A 14,730-nucleotide genomic window follows, 5' to 3' on the forward strand; every position below is an offset into this window, starting at 1 on the left:
TATGATGCGGGGCCCGTAGGGTTGACCGGCAACGGCGACGATCCTCGATCCCCTGGGAGCGCATTTGATGTCAGCCACCCCACCCGCCGCCTTCGGCATCGGCACGGCCACCTTCTCGGTGCAGGGTGACGGCACCAAGGTTCTCGACACCTATTTTCAGGTGGTCAACGTCGCAGCTCACGGCGACGTCGCCGAGGTGTTGGCCCGTCATGCCGGCCACGAAGGTGGCCCCGGTACGGTGACTTTCTCGCCAAACCGGTTGGCCGACGTGGTCATGCAGTTGCAGGCGACCGCCCAGGATGCCGAAGCCAACCGGCGTTGCTTGGCGGCCCTTCGGGAGAGTCGCTTTGCGGAGAATCAGGGACTCGGCACCCGTTTCGAGGTCGTCGTCACCTTCATCGAGGACCTCGACGCGCCGCCGATCGATGCTCACGACGCCTACCTCCGGCTTCACCTGTTGTCGCATCGAGTGAAGCGGCCGCACAGCATCAACCTGGACGGCATCTTTGGGCTGCTGTCCACCGTGGCATGGACCAGCCACGGGCCAGCCGATCCGGACACTCTGGCCGAGGTCCGCAGCCGTCATCGCACCGAGGGTCGTCAGCTCACCGTGCACTCGGTCGACAAGTTCCCACGGATGGTCGATTACGTGGTGCCGTCGGGGGTTCGCATCGCAGACGCCTCGAGAGTCCGGCTGGGCGCCTATCTGGGTGAGGGCACCACCGTCATGCACGAGGGCTTCGTCAACTTCAATGCCGGCACGCTCGGGTCGGCGATGATCGAGGGCCGCATCAGTGCCGGCGTCGTTCTCGGGGACCAGACCGACCTGGGCGGCGGGGCCTCGGTGATGGGCACCCTCTCCGGCGGTGGCAACGAGGTGATCAGCATCGGCCAGCGCTGCCTGGTGGGTGCCAACGGTGGCTGCGGCATCTCGCTCGGCGACGACTGCGTCATCGAAGCAGGGCTGTATCTCACCGCCGGCACCCCGGTGACGATGGCCGACGGGTCGGTTCGCAAGGCCCGAGACCTGTCCGGGGGCTCGCAGATGCTGTTTCGGCGAAATGGTAAAACCGGGGCCGTGGAGATGGTGCCCAGGGTGCCCGACTGGGGTGGGTTGAACCCCGACCTCCACGCCAACTGAGCCGCCCGGAAGCGGTCAGAGCTTGCGGAGCACGGTAACCACCCGACCGAAGATCACGACCTCCCCGGGCGGATAGCACAGGGGCTCCATCGTCGAGTTGGCGGGCGTGAGGGTGGTGCCCTCCGACGAGTGTGTGGTCAGCGTTTTGACCGTGGCCTCTTCCCCCGGGATGCCGGCGACGACGATGTCGCCGCGATCGGCGGTCGACTGCTGACGAGCGACCACATAGTCGCCGCTGAAAATACCGACATCGATCATCGAATCCCCGCGAACGGTCAGCATGAACAACTCACCGTCGCCGGTGAGGTCCTGGGGGAGCGGGAGTAGCTCTTCGATCTGCTCTTGGGCGATGACGCCAGTGCCGGCTGCAACCGAGCCGACCAGGGGCACGTGGCGTACCGGCCGACGTTCGGCGACGTCGGCCTTGCCGTCGGTGTGCACCTCGATCGCTCGCGGTTTGGTCGAGTCCCGGGTGAGGTAGCCCAGGCGTTGAAGCGTGGCGAGGTGGGAGTGGACTGTGGAGGGCGAGGTCAGGCCAACTGCGGTGCCGATCTCCCGCACCGACGGGGGATACCCACGGGCGTTGACCGAGTCGATCACGCAGTCGAGCACCTCACGCTGGCGTGCGGTCAGCGGATCGGGGCTCTCGCCGGTCGGCTGTGCCTTCGAGAGCCGAGATTTCCGGGTCTGAGGCTTGGGGTGCTGTGACTGGGGGGGCTGTGACTTGGCGGCCATGGTCGCTCCTCGATGGATCTGTTGACCGAGGTGGTCGAACGAGCGTTCCCCAGTGTAACGGGGGTCACCTACGAGTGCAAGAACACCCGTTCGACGAACGCGAGTGCGATCGGTCCTTGACAGTCGAACGTCCGTTCCCCAAACTGAGCGAACACTCGTTCGGAAACTCGCCGGCGAGCTTCACTGTCACACCCGATCAGGACACTTGCGACATGGTTGCGCTACAGACATCAGATTCCAATCCTCGAACCGAGCCGATCGAGCGGGCGACGCGCCTGCGAGTGGTCGACTCAGAGCGATGGTCGGCGGCCCACCCGGCGGTTCGAGCCCGTCGAGGCGAGCTCGCTCCGACGGCCCCGGTGCGCCCGTCGGTGCGCCGCAGCCGATGGGTCTACCTCCGTCGACGGGCGGTGGCTGCGTTGGTGCTGCTGGCGCTGATGTGGGCGGCGATCGCGGTCGTGACGGAGATGGTTGGTGGCGGGTCGGGCTCGGCCGGCGCCGCCGAGGACGTTCGCACCCACGTGGTCGTGCCCGGCGACACCTGGTGGTCGCTGGCCGGCGAACTGGATCGTCCGGGTGACATTCGAGACGCTGTGGACTCGATCATCGAACTCAACGGATCAGAGGATTTGCGAGCGGGACAGCGTGTGGTGCTCCCACTCGGATAGGCGGTGTCGTGCGCCCTGGGCGTCAGGGCGTTACCGTGCCCGCTCGTGCGATGTCCGATTTGTAGCGAACTGGAAGACCGGGTGGTGGACTCCCGATCTGTCGATGATGGTGCCGGTATTCGCCGTCGTCGCCAGTGCGCTGGCTGCGGCGCCCGCTTCACCACCTTCGAGCGGGTCGAGGAAGCCCCGTTGGTGGTCCGCAAGAGTGACGGCACCAAGCAGCCCTTCGACCGAACCAAGATCGAGGCAGGGGTGTTGTCGGCTGCCAAGGGTCGGCCGGTGTCACTGGCCGACGCCACCGCTCTGGCGGTGGCGATCGAAGAGGGCCTGGCCGGGCAGGGCGGCGAGACGTCGACCGCCGAGGTGGGGCGGCTCGTCCTGGAACAACTCGCCGAGCTCGACGAGGTCACGTACCTGCGCTTCGCCAGCGTGTACAAGGCGTTTCAAGGCCTGGGCGACTTCCAGGCCGAGCTGGGTCGGCTGTCGAAGGTGCCGAGCAGCAACGGCGCCGACCCGGGGTAGGCCCCGCCGGCTAGGCCGGTCGGAGGTAACGGAGGAACAGGTCGTCTTCGGCCGCCCAGGCCCGGGCCATCGTCCAGCGATCAGGGTCCAGGTCCGGTCGATCCAACAACGCCAGGCCCGCGCCGACCAGGCGCGGGGCGAGCGTCAGGCAGAGCTCATCGAGCGACTGCGATGCCAACAGCGCTCCGAGCAGTCCGGGGCCACCTTCGGTCAGGATCATCGGTGCGCCGGAGCGGGCAAGCGTTTCGGTGGCCTCCTCGGCGGCGCTGCGAACGCCCGCAAGCGGCTCGACGGCAACGCCGATGTCGGTGAGGGCGCGCCGAGCGGCTTCAGGCGTGGAGGACCCGGTGAGCACGTGCAAACGTTCCGGCGCGTCGAACAGGCCCGTGTCCTCAGGCAGCTCGAGGCTTCCGGACAGCACTGCCAAGGTGGGCAGCGGGGTCCGTCCGGACTCGCGTCGGGCCTCCTGGAGCCCGGCGGACAACCGAATCGGTCCGTAACGCTCGACGCGGACGGTTTTTGCCCCGACCAGGATGACGTCGGCGAGCGCACGTATCGCCTGGAACATCGCTCGGTCGAGGGGGCCACCCAGTCGCCCGGAGCGACCGTTCAGGGCAGCCCGACCGTCGAGCGTCGACACCATGTTGGCCATGACCCAGGGCGAATTCTCGGCGCTCGGCCGAGGCTCCCGATCGAGCAGTCGAAAGAGTTCGACAGCGGTCGAGTGGGATTCGATAGTTCGCACCTCGGGCATGTGAGCACCCTACCGGCCCGAGATTTTCTTCGGCCGGTGGGCGCCCGTCTGTCCACCGGCCACCAAACGTGCATCCACAGCGCTGTGGATTGGAGCTGCGGGCTTGCTGGTCCGCCTCCTTGCGGCTCTGGCCCTGCGATCTCGCGGATGGTTCGCCACCGTCTCGTCTTCGACACCGGCGGTTGCCAGGAACCCTTGTCCACAGCGTGTTTGGAGCGTTGTGGACAAGGCGCACGGTGCCGGTGGGTCGACGACGAGATTTGGGCTCGACAGACCCGGTGGGGCGGTCTCTATGGTGGTCGAAACGAACGTTGCATGGGCGGTCGGACGGTGGTGGCTGGCAAGTCGGCTGTGGTCGACGACACCTGGGTCGAGGAAGGATCGGCACCGGCACCGACGATGAGTCGGGTGCCGGAATGATTTTTCGGGAGCCCCCCCTTCCGCCCATGCAACGGCTCGCTCACCACGGGCCGAGCCCGTCGATCGACCACCCCCCCCAATCCCGTCCACAAGGTCGAGGAGTAGCCATGACACTGGCCCCAGTTGCGCCCTCCGTCGGAATCCGCAGGCACCACACGGCGCCCGGCGACGATGGATACCAGGACATCTCCTGGTCTCGCCGGACCGCACGCATCACCGACTACCGCACTGGCGAGGCGGCCTTCGAGCAGGCCGACGTCGAGTTTCCCGAGTCGTGGTCGCAGAACGCCACCAACATCGTCGCTCAGAAGTACTTCCGGGGCACGCAGGGCAACCCCGAACGGGAGACCTCGCTTCGTCAGGTGATCGACCGCGTCGTGTCGACCATCGCCTCCTGGGGTCTCGCCGACGGCTACTTCGCCGACGAGGCCGAGCGGGCCACGTTTGCCGCCGAGCTCACCTGGCTGCTCGTGCACCAGCGGGTGGCGTTCAACTCGCCGGTGTGGTTCAACATCGGCGTGGCCGGCGCTCCAAAGCAGGCATCGGCCTGCTTCATCCTGTCGGTGGACGACACGATGGACTCGATCCTCAACTGGTATCGGGAGGAGGGGGTCATCTTTAAGGGTGGTTCGGGAGCCGGCGTCAACCTCTCGGGAATCCGTTCGTCCTACGAGCGGCTTTCCAGTGGCGGCACGCCGTCGGGTCCCGTGTCGTTCATGCGGGGCGCCGATGCCTCGGCGGGCACGATCAAGTCTGGTGGGACCACCCGACGGGCGGCCAAGATGGTTGTTCTCGACGTCGATCATCCCGACGTCGAGGACTTCATCTGGTGCAAGGCCACCGAGGAACGCAAGGCACGCGTGCTGGCCGAGGCCGGCTTTGACATGGATCTCGATGGGGCCGACTCCCACTCGGTCCAGTACCAGAACGCCAACAACTCGGTCCGTCTCTCCGACGAGTTCATGGAGGCGGTCGAGGGCAATGCGGACTACGAGCTGCGGGCGGTGGCCACCGGCGAGACCCTGCGCACCGTGCCGGCTCGCCGTCTTTTGCGCCAGATTGCCGAGGCGGCCTGGGAATGTGCCGACCCGGGGGTGCAGTTCAGCTCGACGATCAACCGGTGGCACACCTCGGCCGCCACCGGCCCGATCAACGCCTCCAACCCGTGCAGCGAGTACCTGCACCTCGACAACTCGGCCTGCAACCTAGCCAGCCTCAACCTGTTGTCGTTCCTCGACGATGACGACGGCTTCGACCTGGACGAGTTCGCTCACGCCGTCAACATCACGTTGCTGGCCCAGGAGATCCTGGTCGGCAACGCCGACTACCCGACCGAGGCAATCGGCGAGACCACCCGTCGCTTTCGCCAACTCGGCCTGGGCTACGCCAACCTCGGCGCGCTGCTGATGGCGCTCGGGCTTCCCTACGACTCCGATGCCGGGCGTGCGTGGGCGGGCTCGATTACCGCCTTGATGACCGGTGCCGCCTATCGCACGTCGGCCCGGGTGGCCGAGCGCATGGGCCCGTACGCCGGCTTTGAGGACAACCGAGCCGACCAGCTTCGGGTGTTGCACCAACACCGTGATGCCCTCGCCGGGCTCTCGACGTTGGCGTCGTCCCAGGCGATCAACGCCGCCGCAGCGGAGGCGTGGGACGAGGCGATCGAGACCGGCGAGCGGGTGGGGGTGCGCAACGCCCAGGTGTCGGTGCTCGCGCCGACCGGCACGATCAGCTTCATGATGGATTGCGACACGACCGGGATCGAGCCGGACCTCGGGCTGGTGAAGACCAAGAAGCTGGTCGGAGGCGGCACGATGGCCATCGTCAACCAGACGGTGCCGCGGGCGCTCAGGCGCCTGGGTTACGCCCAGGACGAGATCGAGGCGATCGTGGCCTACATCGCCGAAGAGCGCACAGCGGTGGGCGCACCGGGCCTGAAGGCCTCCGATATCGATGTCTTCGCCTGTGCCATGGGGCTACCGACGATTGGTGCGATGGGGCACCTGCGGATGATGTCGGCGGTTCAGCCGTTTCTGTCCGGCGGTATCTCCAAGACGGTCAACCTGGCCGAGGAGACCACGGTCGACGAGCTCGAATCCCTCCTGATCGAGTCGTGGAAGCTCGGCATCAAGGCGGTGGCGGTGTACCGCGACAACTGCAAGGTGGGTCAACCGCTGTCCGCCGGCAAGGACCCGGTAGCGGCGGCCCCAGCGGAGCCGGTTGTCTTCCGGGGCACGAAGGAGAAGCTGCCCCGCTCTCGCCGGTCGCGCACCTTCGAGTTTCGGGTGGCGGATTGCAAGGGGTACGCGACCGTGGGGGAGTACGAGGACGGGCGCCCCGGTGAACTGTTCGTGCGGGTCTCCAAGCAGGGTTCGACGTTGGCCGGGATCATGGACGCCTTTGCCATCTCGGTGTCCCATGGCCTGCAGTACGGCGTTCCGCTGTCCTCCTACGTTCGCGGCCTGACCGGCATGCGCTTCGAGCCCGCCGGCATGACCGACGATCCCGAGATTCGCATCGCCAACAGCCTGATGGACTACCTGTTCCGCCGGTTGGCCCTCGATTATCTCGATCCGGAGGAGCGGGCCGGGCTGGGTATCTTCTCGGTCGCCGAGCGGCTTCAGCCCACGCTGCCCGGCGTCGAGGAGCTGTCGGTGGAGACGGTCACCGGCCAGGACCTCGACCCGATGGCCACGCCGACCTCGGCGTCCTCCGCCCAGGACTCGCACGCGCCGCTGTGTATGCAGTGTGGGGTGCGAATGGTGCGCTCCGGATCGTGCCACGCCTGTCCGGAATGCGGCGGCACCTCCGGTTGCAGCTGAGGCCGACTGGGCGAACGCCTCGGAATCGTGCGAGACTGACACGTTCATTTTCGGGGCCGAGTGCAGTGTCGGCCCACCCCGTTTTCGACAGAGGTGTCTGTGGCGTTTGACGTTGGTGACCGAGTGGTCTATCCCCATCATGGTGCGGCGATCATCGTCCGCAAGGAGACGCGCGACTTCAACGGAGAGGACACCGAATACCTGGTCCTCGAGGTCAAGCGGGAAGAGACCCGGGTGACCATCTCGGTTCCGTCGGAGAAGGTGGACGACGTTGGCATGCGCCCGCCGATCAGCCGGGACGAGGTCGAGGACCTGTTCGACCTGCTGGCCAAGCGGGACATCCGCGAGCCGGCCAACTGGAGCCGTCGCTTCAAGAACCATCAGGAGAAGCTGAAGTCCGGCGACGTGTATCAGGTGGCCGAGGTCGTCCGGAACCTGTCCCTGCGCGACCAGGCCAAGGGCCTCTCGGCCGGTGAGAAGTCGATGTTCCTCAAGGCGCGCAGCGTGTTGGTGTCCGAGTTGAGCTTTGCGCTCGACCTGACCGAAGAGGATGCGCTCGACAAGGTGCTCGACACCTTGACCGCAGAGCCCAGCGAAGCCTGAGGCGACTCGAGCGATGAGCTTGGGATCCCTCGCCTTCATCCCGGCGCCTCCATTCGACACGATCGGCCCCTTTCGGCTGTACGGCCTGATGATCGCCCTCGGTGTCCTGGCGTCGGTGGCGCTGGCCAGAAGGCGTTGGGCTGCGCGGGGCAACGACCCCGAGCAGATTTCGAGCATTGCGTTGTGGGCGGTTCCCGCCGGCCTGATCGGGGCGCGGATCTACCACGTGATCACCGACTACGACCGCCTGTACTGCGGTACCCCCAACTGCGAGCGAAGCCTGTTCCCCGGGGCGTTCGAGATCTGGAACGGCGGGCTCGGCATCCCCGGTGGCATCATCGTCGGCGTCGCCGTCGGGGTCTACGTCGGATATCGCATGGGCATCGACTGGCGCGATTGCATCGATGCCGCCATTCCCGGGCTGCCGTTGGCTCAGGCGATCGGTCGGCTGGGCAACTACTTCAACCAGGAGCTGTTCGGACGCCCGACCACCGTGCCATGGGCGCTCAAGGTCGATCCCAAGGGCGGCTTCCTCGACGGTTACGTGCCCGGCTTCGAGACCTATCACCCCACGTTCGCGTACGAGCTGATCTGGAACCTGGGCGTCGTCGGGGTGCTGTTATGGATCGACTCCAAGCGCCGGTTGGGTAAGGGCAAGATCCTCGGGTTGTACGTGGCGCTGTACTTCCTGGGCCGTCTCTGGATCGAGGCGATGCGCTCGGACACGGCCACCAAGGTCTTCGGCCTGCGGGTCAACATCTGGACCTCGATCATCGCCATCGCCATCGGCACCGTCATCGTGTTGTGGAAGGGGCCGTTGCGCTCGAAGGCCGCGACCGCCGAGGCGCTGGCGGTCGAGCCCTTCGTGTTCGACGCCGTCGCACAGACGGTGCCTGTGGGCGACGAGCCGGTCGACACGACGAGCGACGACCCCGAAGGTGATGGTGACCCGACCGTCGGTCCGGAAGGCGAGGACGGCCCCGAAGAGGCGGACGGGGCGACCCTGCCGGAGCCCTGAGGCTCGCCCTCAGCGTTCCAGCGCGGCGTCGAGCGCGGCGTCGTTGATCCTCGGCCAGGCGTCGATCGCCCATTGCCCGAAGTCCCGGTCGCCCAGAAACACCGCCGTGCGCCTCGCCTCGGGATCGACCCACAGAAACGTGCCGGTCTGGCCGAAGTGTCCGAAGGTGGCCGCCGAGTTGTCGAGCCCGGTCCAGTGCGGCGACTTGTTGCCCCGCACCTCGACGCCCAGCCCCCACGGGTTGGGTGTCTGGCGGCCGTAGCCGGGCAGGACGCCGTCGAGCCCGGCAAAGGCCACGCTCGTCACCCGGTCTATCGTCGTCGGGTCGAACACGGTGGGTGCAAGCAGCTCCTGGCCGAAGCGGATCAGGTCGGCCACCGTCGACGTGGCACCCCAAGCGGGGCTGGCATCCAGGTGGGTGGAGGCCATGTCGAGCGGCGCGCAGACGCCCTCGTGCAGATAGGTGGCCATGCTGAGACCACTCGCCGCCGCCAGGTGTTCGGCGGCCACCTCGAAGCCGGTGTTGGAGTAGATCCGTCGGGTGCCCGGTGCGGCGATTGCATCGCGGCCTTCGAAGGGCAGCCCCGAGGCGTGGGCGAGCAGGTGCCCAAGGGTCGAGCCCTCGGGCCCGGCCGGATCGTCGAGCGAGACGGTGCCCTCCTCGATCGCCAACCAGGTCGCCGCTGCGGCCAGCGGCTTGGTGACCGACGCCAACCGGTAGCTCCTCGACGGATCGCCGACGATCGTCGCCGGCCCGCTCGGGCCGGCGACGGCGAACGTCCAGTGGCCTGGCCGACCGCCGAGCGCCTGGTCAACGATGGATTCGAGGTGGTCAACCATGTTTCGAGCGTAGGCGCACCACCTCGGTTCGAGCCGCGGTACCCCGAGCGATCGTGGTTTGGCCGTCCGCTGGCAGTAACGTGAGTGCGCAACATGACAAAAACTTTCGCTGATCTCGGCGTCGACCCTGCTTTGGTCGACAACCTCTCCGAGCGGGGCATCACCTCGCCCTTTCCCATCCAAACCCTGACCATCCCCGACGCGTTGGCCGGCCGAGACGTTCTTGGCAAGGCCAAGACCGGTTCGGGCAAGACCCTGGCGTTCGGCCTGCCGCTTCTGCAGCAGCTGGAGACCGCCCGTCCCAAGCGTCCGACTGCGATCTGCCTGGTCCCGACGCGTGAGCTGGCGACCCAGGTGCGCGACGAACTCGCCCCGTTGGGCGAGGGCACCGACGTACGGGTGCTCGCCATCTACGGCGGCGCCCCGATCGAGAAGCAGATCGCGGCGCTCAACCGAGGCGTCGAACTGGTCGTTGCCACGCCCGGTCGCGCCATCGACCTGATCGAGCGCGATGCGCTCGACCTGTCCGAGGTGACCCACATCGTCATCGACGAGGCCGACCGCATGGCCGACATGGGCTTCCTGCCTCAGGTGGAGTGGATCCTTCGCAACGTCGAGGGCAAGTGCCAGACCCTGCTGTTCTCGGCGACGCTCGATGGCGTGGTCAACACGCTGGTCAGCCGCTACCAGGAGGACCCGAGCTTCCACGAGGTGGCCTCCAAGGGTGAGACCGTGGAGGAGATGCACCACACGTTCCTCAAGGTGCACGATCGCGACAAGGCCAAGGTGGCGGCGTCGATCATCGAGAACACCGGTCGCACGCTGGTGTTCTGCGCCACCAAGCACGGGACCGACCGGGTTGCCCAGGAACTGAACGACTTGGGTATCGAGGCCGAGGCGATGCACGGCGGCGTGCCCCAGAAGCATCGTGAGAAGGCGCTGTCGAACTTCATGAAGGGCCGCCTCGGCGCCTTGGTGGCCACCGACGTGGCCGCCCGTGGCATCCACGTCGACGATGTCCAGGTCGTGATCCACTTCGATCCGCCCGCCGACCACAAGACCTACCTGCACCGCTCGGGCCGGACCGCACGGGCCGGCGCGTCGGGCCGGGTGGTCAGCCTGGTGCTGTGGAAGGACGAGCTCGAGGTGCGGCGCATCCAGCGCCGGCTTGGCCTGGAGCTGCCGATGGTCGAGGTGTTCTCCAACGACTCCAGGCTGGAAAACCTGGCCGTGTTCGACGAGCTGGAGTCGGAAAGCGTCTGAACGCGTTGTCCGACCCGGCCGGGCGCTGGCTGGCACGGACCGCCTCGGACTTTCGGGCCGACGGGGTCGCCCCCTTGGCTGCCGTGGCCACCCTGGCGCTTCACGGCCGGGCGCCATCGGACCTGCCCGGGTGGTGCGACGTCGTCGATCACCTGTCGGGAGGTTCGGCCAGTGCCCTCGATCCTCCGGCCGGGGTGCCGATCTGTGACCTGCTGGGTCCGCTCTACGAGCTGATGCTGGCCGACGCCGCCCGTCGGGCGGCCGGCGTGCACTTCACCCGTCCGGCGCTGGCCTCGGGCCTGGTGGCGCTGGCGGTGGGGGCTCGTCCGGCCGGTGGACGCGCCGAGGGCGCCGCGCTTGTCGAGGGCGAGGTCGCCCTCGATCCGGCCTGTGGCGCCGGTGCGTTCCTGGTGGCGGTCGCCCGTCACCTGGTTGCGACCTCGACCGACCCGTCGGACCCCGCTGCTCACCCGCCGACGGCCAACGAGGCGCTCACCCGCCTGGTCGGAGCCGACCTCGACGCGGACGCGTTGGTCGTCGCTCGGGCCGCGCTGGCCAGGTGGGCGCTGGACGAGGGTGGTCACCGCGTCGGCGTCGCCCTGAACGAGCCTGCGCTGACGTGCTGCGACTCCCTCACCCAACCCGAGGAGCTGGTGGCGTCGGTCGGCGACCATGCCGTCGGGCTGATCGTCGGCAACCCGCCGTTCCTCGCCCAGCTTCGGGCGGGCACCCGCCACGATGCCGAGCGCCGCGCATCGTTGGCCTCCCGTTTCGGGGCAGCGGTCGGGGCCTACACCGACACGGCTGCGCTGTTTCTGCTGGCGGCGACCGAGTTGATCTCGGTTGGGGGAGCGGTGTGCCTCGTCCAACCCCGCTCGGTGTTGGCGGCCCGCGATGCGCGCGCCGTTCGGGCCGAGTTGGTCCGCCGAACCGAGGTGTGCGCCGCCTGGGTGGGCGACGGTGGGTTTGGGGCATCGGTCGAGGTGTGGGCACCCGTGCTCATCCGCAGGGGCGCTCGGGTCACGGAGGTGCGGGTGGTCGGCGGGGCGGAGGCCGAGCACGAGGTCGGGCGGGTGCCGGCCGACGTGCTGCGCCAGGACAGCTGGGGCGCGTTGGTCGCCACCGCCGAGGGGTTGCCGGCGCTGCGGTCGCCGACCGGTCGGTCCGCCGGCCGCCTGGGCGAGGTCGCCCGGTTCAGCGCCGGGTTTCGCGACGAGTACTACGCCATGCTCGAGCTGGCAAAGGAGGCCCCGGGCTTCGACGGCGCGGCACCGGACGAGCAGATGGCGGACCGTGCCCTCCCGGCGGGGTATGCGGCGCTGGTTTCGTCCGGGCTGATCGACCCCGGTGTGTGTCGATGGGGGCGCAAGCCGATGCGGTTCGGGAAGCGTCCATGGCGGGCGCCGGTCGTTGCGCTGGCTGCGCTGGACGACCCGGATCACCCGGGGGCGACCTGGGCCCGGCGCCAGCTGGTGCCCAAGGTGCTCGTCGCCAGCCAGACCCGGGTGATCGAGGCCGCTCCCGACGGTCAGGGCCGGGCCATCGGGCTCACCCCGGTGATCAGCGGGGTGCCCGACGGTATTGACCTGGCCCACCTGTTGGCCGTGCTGTGCTCCCCGGTCAGCACCCTGGCCGTCGTCAGCGCGATGGCGGGCAGTGGCCTGGGTCGAGCGGGCGTGCGGGTGTCGACCTCCGTGCTCGCCGACCTGGAGCTGCCGGTTCACCGGGAGCCGTGGGACGAGGCGGCGGCGCTGCTCGCAGGCCGGTGCTCACTGGGTTCAGGCGTCGATCCCGCAACGATGCAGGCGGTGCGCGAGCTCATGTTGAGAGCGTCGGGAATCGGCAATGGCAACGAGGTACGTGCATGGTTCGAAACTCTGGCGGGACCGCCACCGGCGAACTAGGTTCCCCGAATACGCTTCGGTGGGATCGACCACCGTTCGTTCGAAGAATCTGGAGGGCATCGGTGCGGCGTTCATCACACAGGACCGGATCCGTTCGACTGGTTGTGACGAGCCTGCTCGTGGTGGCGCTGGGTGCATGTGGGAGCGGCGAAGGCAGCGGTTCCGAGACCGCATCAGGCGACGCAGGAGAACGGTGCACATCGGGTCTTGTGGCCACAGCTACGGGGGTGCAAGGCGGAGCGTCGACCCGCGCGCAGGTTGACGTCGAGGTTCCCGACTGCTGGCCCGATGGGCGCAGCTTCACCATGGGAGCGGGATGGGAGGTCGTCGGGGTGGACACCTCCGAGGTGTTGTGTTCGGCAAAGTTCAGCTTCGACGAGGTGCCGAATGCAGGTTCGTCACACCGCTTGGACTTCGAGTTCACAAACTGCGCCGTGACGGCCGGGCGCGAGGTGTCCCTTCGAACGGACGCCCCCGACTTCTCCCTGGCGAAGACCACGCTGGTTGCAGGCGGGGAGGCGGGCACGGTCGCGACCACCAAACCGACCGCGGCCCCCAAGCCCCTGCCGCAGCGGACGGCCGTTCCGGTAGCACCGAGGTTCAACCTGGTCGAAGTTCGCACCGGCGAGCACGACGACTACAGCCGTCTGGTGTTCGAGTTCACGTCGGGTCCGCGACCCGACGTGAACGTGGGGGTGTCTGGCTCGGAACTGACCGTGCAGTTCACCGAGAACCAGATCGGAGGTGCGATGGATCAAGAAATCCTGGACACTTCCCGAATCGGTACCCCGGTGGTGGGGGAGGCGGGCACCCGGTGGACGGTGCCGGTTCCCGCCGGCGTTGTCATGACACACGAGTGGCTGGATGGGCCGAACCGGTTGGTGGTCGACCTCTCCGGTCCGACCTTCGCCTCGGCAACCGCTCCGCCTGACGAGTCCGGCGCACGGGCGACATACAACCTGGTTGAAGTTCGGACCGGCGATGAGGGCAGCAGGAATCGGGTGGTTTTCGAGTTCGCCGGACCGGTGCCGCCATGGGACGTGACCGACGACTCGGACCGCGTGGTCGTCTCCTTTGACGGCGACGTTCGCGGGCCCGCATCCACCGACTTCAAGTCGACGGTCGTGGGGTCGGTCAACCGCGATGGGGCCAACTCCTGGCTCATCGAAGGCGTTACAGCCGTCGAGGACACATCGGAACTCACTGGACCGGCGCGAGTCGTCATCGACTTCTGACCCGCCCGGGCGCAGCCATCGGCGGAGGCCCTCGGGGTCGGGACCGGTCAGCTGAGCAGCGTGTGGGCGTCCTGAAACAGTTGGACGATCAACAGGATGAACACGCCACCGCCGATCACCGAGTAGCGCCAACGCCAGGGGTGATCGCCGGCGAAGAACCTGCGTACCGAGAAGAAGATCGCCGTCATCGACACCAGCGACAACACGATGCCCAACACCGGTCCGAAGACGCCGGAGAGCCCGACGATGGGGCCGAGCAGGGGGAGCGCCACGTAGGTGATCAGGCAGCGGGTCGCCGAGATCCACATCGACTTGGCGAAGGCGTTGTTGGCGCCGAGGAGGCTCTCCCGGGGGGCGTCGGCGGGGAGGCGGAGCACCCGGCGCGCCCGAAGATCCCAGGCGGAGCGCTCGGGGGTGCCGGCGGCGAGAGCGGCCGCATCCATGGGGCACAGGGCGACGGCCTCCTCGGAACCTGCGTGCATGGGGCAGCCGGGAGCCGGGGCGGTCGTCACGGGGGGAGACTCGCTCGACGCGTGCTCCGGGGCTGACTCGACGAGATCCATCGGGGCAAGGGTACGCCTTTTGCCACGGCTAAACCCAGCGCTTCCCCAACATGCGGCCGGATGGCCCCTGGACTACCCTTCGGCTCGTCAACAGCATTTCGAGCGACCCGTTGGTGTCGGGTCCGGCAACCTGGGACGGACACCCAAGGTGCCATCCCGCCTAGCGGTGGGGATGCGGTCCACCGGGACAACCAACGTGTCCGTCGCCATGTGTGTTGCCCCGACGCCGCGGTTCACCTACC

At 67.9% G+C, this 14,730-nt stretch carries 13 protein-coding genes and 1 riboswitch; of the genes, 9 read left to right on the forward strand and 4 right to left on the reverse strand.

Annotation, left to right across the window (positions count from 1 at the left end):
• The first annotated feature begins 67 nt into the window (after nucleotides 1–67).
• Complete coding sequence (locus IPN02_19050) at nucleotides 68–1,141, forward strand: 2,3,4,5-tetrahydropyridine-2,6-dicarboxylate N-succinyltransferase (GenBank protein MBK9298885.1); 1,074 nt, start codon at nucleotides 68–70, stop codon at nucleotides 1,139–1,141.
• Between the two features lie 15 nt (nucleotides 1,142–1,156).
• Here IPN02_19050 and lexA read toward each other — a convergent pair whose 3' ends face one another.
• Nucleotides 1,157–1,774: a transcriptional repressor LexA gene (gene lexA, locus IPN02_19055; GenBank protein MBK9298886.1), complete on the reverse strand. Its 618-nt coding sequence runs from the start codon at nucleotides 1,772–1,774 to the stop codon at nucleotides 1,157–1,159.
• A gap of 314 nt (nucleotides 1,775–2,088) precedes the next feature.
• On the opposite strand from lexA, the gene IPN02_19060 reads away from it, so the two are divergent.
• Both IPN02_19060 and nrdR read left to right on the forward strand, forming a co-directional pair.
• Nucleotides 2,089–2,544 carry a LysM peptidoglycan-binding domain-containing protein gene (locus IPN02_19060; protein MBK9298887.1) on the forward strand — a complete coding sequence of 152 codons (456 nt, stop codon included), beginning with the start codon at nucleotides 2,089–2,091 and terminating at the stop codon, nucleotides 2,542–2,544.
• Nucleotides 2,545–2,589: 45 nt separating this feature from the next.
• Complete coding sequence (nrdR, locus tag IPN02_19065; protein MBK9298888.1) at nucleotides 2,590–3,066, forward strand: transcriptional repressor NrdR; 477 nt, start codon at nucleotides 2,590–2,592, stop codon at nucleotides 3,064–3,066.
• A 10-nt stretch (nucleotides 3,067–3,076) separates the two neighbouring features.
• Here nrdR and IPN02_19070 read toward each other — a convergent pair whose 3' ends face one another.
• Nucleotides 3,077–3,820, reverse strand: coding sequence for a dihydrofolate reductase family protein (locus IPN02_19070; GenBank protein ID MBK9298889.1), 744 nt, complete (start codon nucleotides 3,818–3,820; stop codon nucleotides 3,077–3,079).
• Nucleotides 3,821–4,347: 527 nt separating this feature from the next.
• On the opposite strand from IPN02_19070, the gene IPN02_19075 reads away from it, so the two are divergent.
• The 3 genes from IPN02_19075 (at nucleotide 4,348) to IPN02_19085 (ending at nucleotide 8,683) form a co-directional block, all read left to right on the forward strand.
• The gene (locus tag IPN02_19075) at nucleotides 4,348–7,062 is read left to right on the forward strand and encodes a vitamin B12-dependent ribonucleotide reductase (GenBank protein ID MBK9298890.1); all 2,715 of its coding nucleotides are present in this window, start codon (nucleotides 4,348–4,350) and stop codon (nucleotides 7,060–7,062) included.
• Between the two features lie 99 nt (nucleotides 7,063–7,161).
• Nucleotides 7,162–7,665, forward strand: a complete 504-nt coding sequence (locus tag IPN02_19080) for a CarD family transcriptional regulator (protein ID MBK9298891.1) — start codon at nucleotides 7,162–7,164, stop codon at nucleotides 7,663–7,665.
• A gap of 13 nt (nucleotides 7,666–7,678) precedes the next feature.
• Nucleotides 7,679–8,683, forward strand: coding sequence for a prolipoprotein diacylglyceryl transferase (locus tag IPN02_19085; GenBank protein ID MBK9298892.1), 1,005 nt, complete (start codon nucleotides 7,679–7,681; stop codon nucleotides 8,681–8,683).
• A 9-nt stretch (nucleotides 8,684–8,692) separates the two neighbouring features.
• Here IPN02_19085 and IPN02_19090 read toward each other — a convergent pair whose 3' ends face one another.
• A complete protein-coding gene (locus IPN02_19090; protein MBK9298893.1) occupies nucleotides 8,693–9,523 on the reverse strand; it encodes a beta-lactamase family protein in 831 nt (276 codons plus the stop codon).
• Between the two features lie 93 nt (nucleotides 9,524–9,616).
• On the opposite strand from IPN02_19090, the gene IPN02_19095 reads away from it, so the two are divergent.
• The 3 genes from IPN02_19095 to IPN02_19105 all read left to right on the forward strand — a co-directional run bounded on the left by IPN02_19095 (nucleotide 9,617) and on the right by IPN02_19105 (nucleotide 13,925).
• Nucleotides 9,617–10,786 carry a DEAD/DEAH box helicase gene (locus IPN02_19095; protein ID MBK9298894.1) on the forward strand — a complete coding sequence of 390 codons (1,170 nt, stop codon included), beginning with the start codon at nucleotides 9,617–9,619 and terminating at the stop codon, nucleotides 10,784–10,786.
• A gap of 5 nt (nucleotides 10,787–10,791) precedes the next feature.
• Nucleotides 10,792–12,690 carry an SAM-dependent DNA methyltransferase gene (locus IPN02_19100; GenBank protein MBK9298895.1) on the forward strand — a complete coding sequence of 633 codons (1,899 nt, stop codon included), beginning with the start codon at nucleotides 10,792–10,794 and terminating at the stop codon, nucleotides 12,688–12,690.
• A gap of 209 nt (nucleotides 12,691–12,899) precedes the next feature.
• Nucleotides 12,900–13,925 carry a hypothetical protein gene (locus tag IPN02_19105; GenBank protein ID MBK9298896.1) on the forward strand — a complete coding sequence of 342 codons (1,026 nt, stop codon included), beginning with the start codon at nucleotides 12,900–12,902 and terminating at the stop codon, nucleotides 13,923–13,925.
• A 47-nt stretch (nucleotides 13,926–13,972) separates the two neighbouring features.
• Here the strand turns inward: IPN02_19105 and IPN02_19110 are convergent, their stop codons facing one another.
• Nucleotides 13,973–14,407, reverse strand: coding sequence for a hypothetical protein (locus IPN02_19110; GenBank protein ID MBK9298897.1), 435 nt, complete (start codon nucleotides 14,405–14,407; stop codon nucleotides 13,973–13,975).
• 169 nt (nucleotides 14,408–14,576) lie between these two features.
• Nucleotides 14,577–14,693, forward strand: a riboswitch (SAM riboswitch).
• Nucleotides 14,694–14,730: the final 37 nt, after the last annotated feature.

It is taken from the genome of Candidatus Microthrix subdominans (assembly GCA_016719385.1).
Lineage (GTDB): Bacteria > Actinomycetota > Acidimicrobiia > Acidimicrobiales > Microtrichaceae > Microthrix > Microthrix subdominans.

Excerpts from the sequence above, each read along its gene's own strand:
- IPN02_19070 (MBK9298889.1), bottom strand. The coding sequence starts at position 3,820 with ATGCCCGAGGTGCGAACTATCGAATCCCACTCGACCGCTGTCGAACTC.
- IPN02_19085 (MBK9298892.1), top strand. The coding sequence starts at position 7,679 with ATGAGCTTGGGATCCCTCGCCTTCATCCCGGCGCCTCCATTCGACACG.
- IPN02_19050 (MBK9298885.1), top strand. The coding sequence starts at position 68 with ATGTCAGCCACCCCACCCGCCGCCTTCGGCATCGGCACGGCCACCTTC.
- IPN02_19090 (MBK9298893.1), bottom strand. The coding sequence starts at position 9,523 with ATGGTTGACCACCTCGAATCCATCGTTGACCAGGCGCTCGGCGGTCGG.
- IPN02_19110 (MBK9298897.1), bottom strand. The coding sequence starts at position 14,407 with ATGCACGCAGGTTCCGAGGAGGCCGTCGCCCTGTGCCCCATGGATGCG.
- IPN02_19075 (MBK9298890.1), top strand. The coding sequence starts at position 4,348 with ATGACACTGGCCCCAGTTGCGCCCTCCGTCGGAATCCGCAGGCACCAC.
- IPN02_19060 (MBK9298887.1), top strand. The coding sequence starts at position 2,089 with ATGGTTGCGCTACAGACATCAGATTCCAATCCTCGAACCGAGCCGATC.
- IPN02_19095 (MBK9298894.1), top strand. The coding sequence starts at position 9,617 with ATGACAAAAACTTTCGCTGATCTCGGCGTCGACCCTGCTTTGGTCGAC.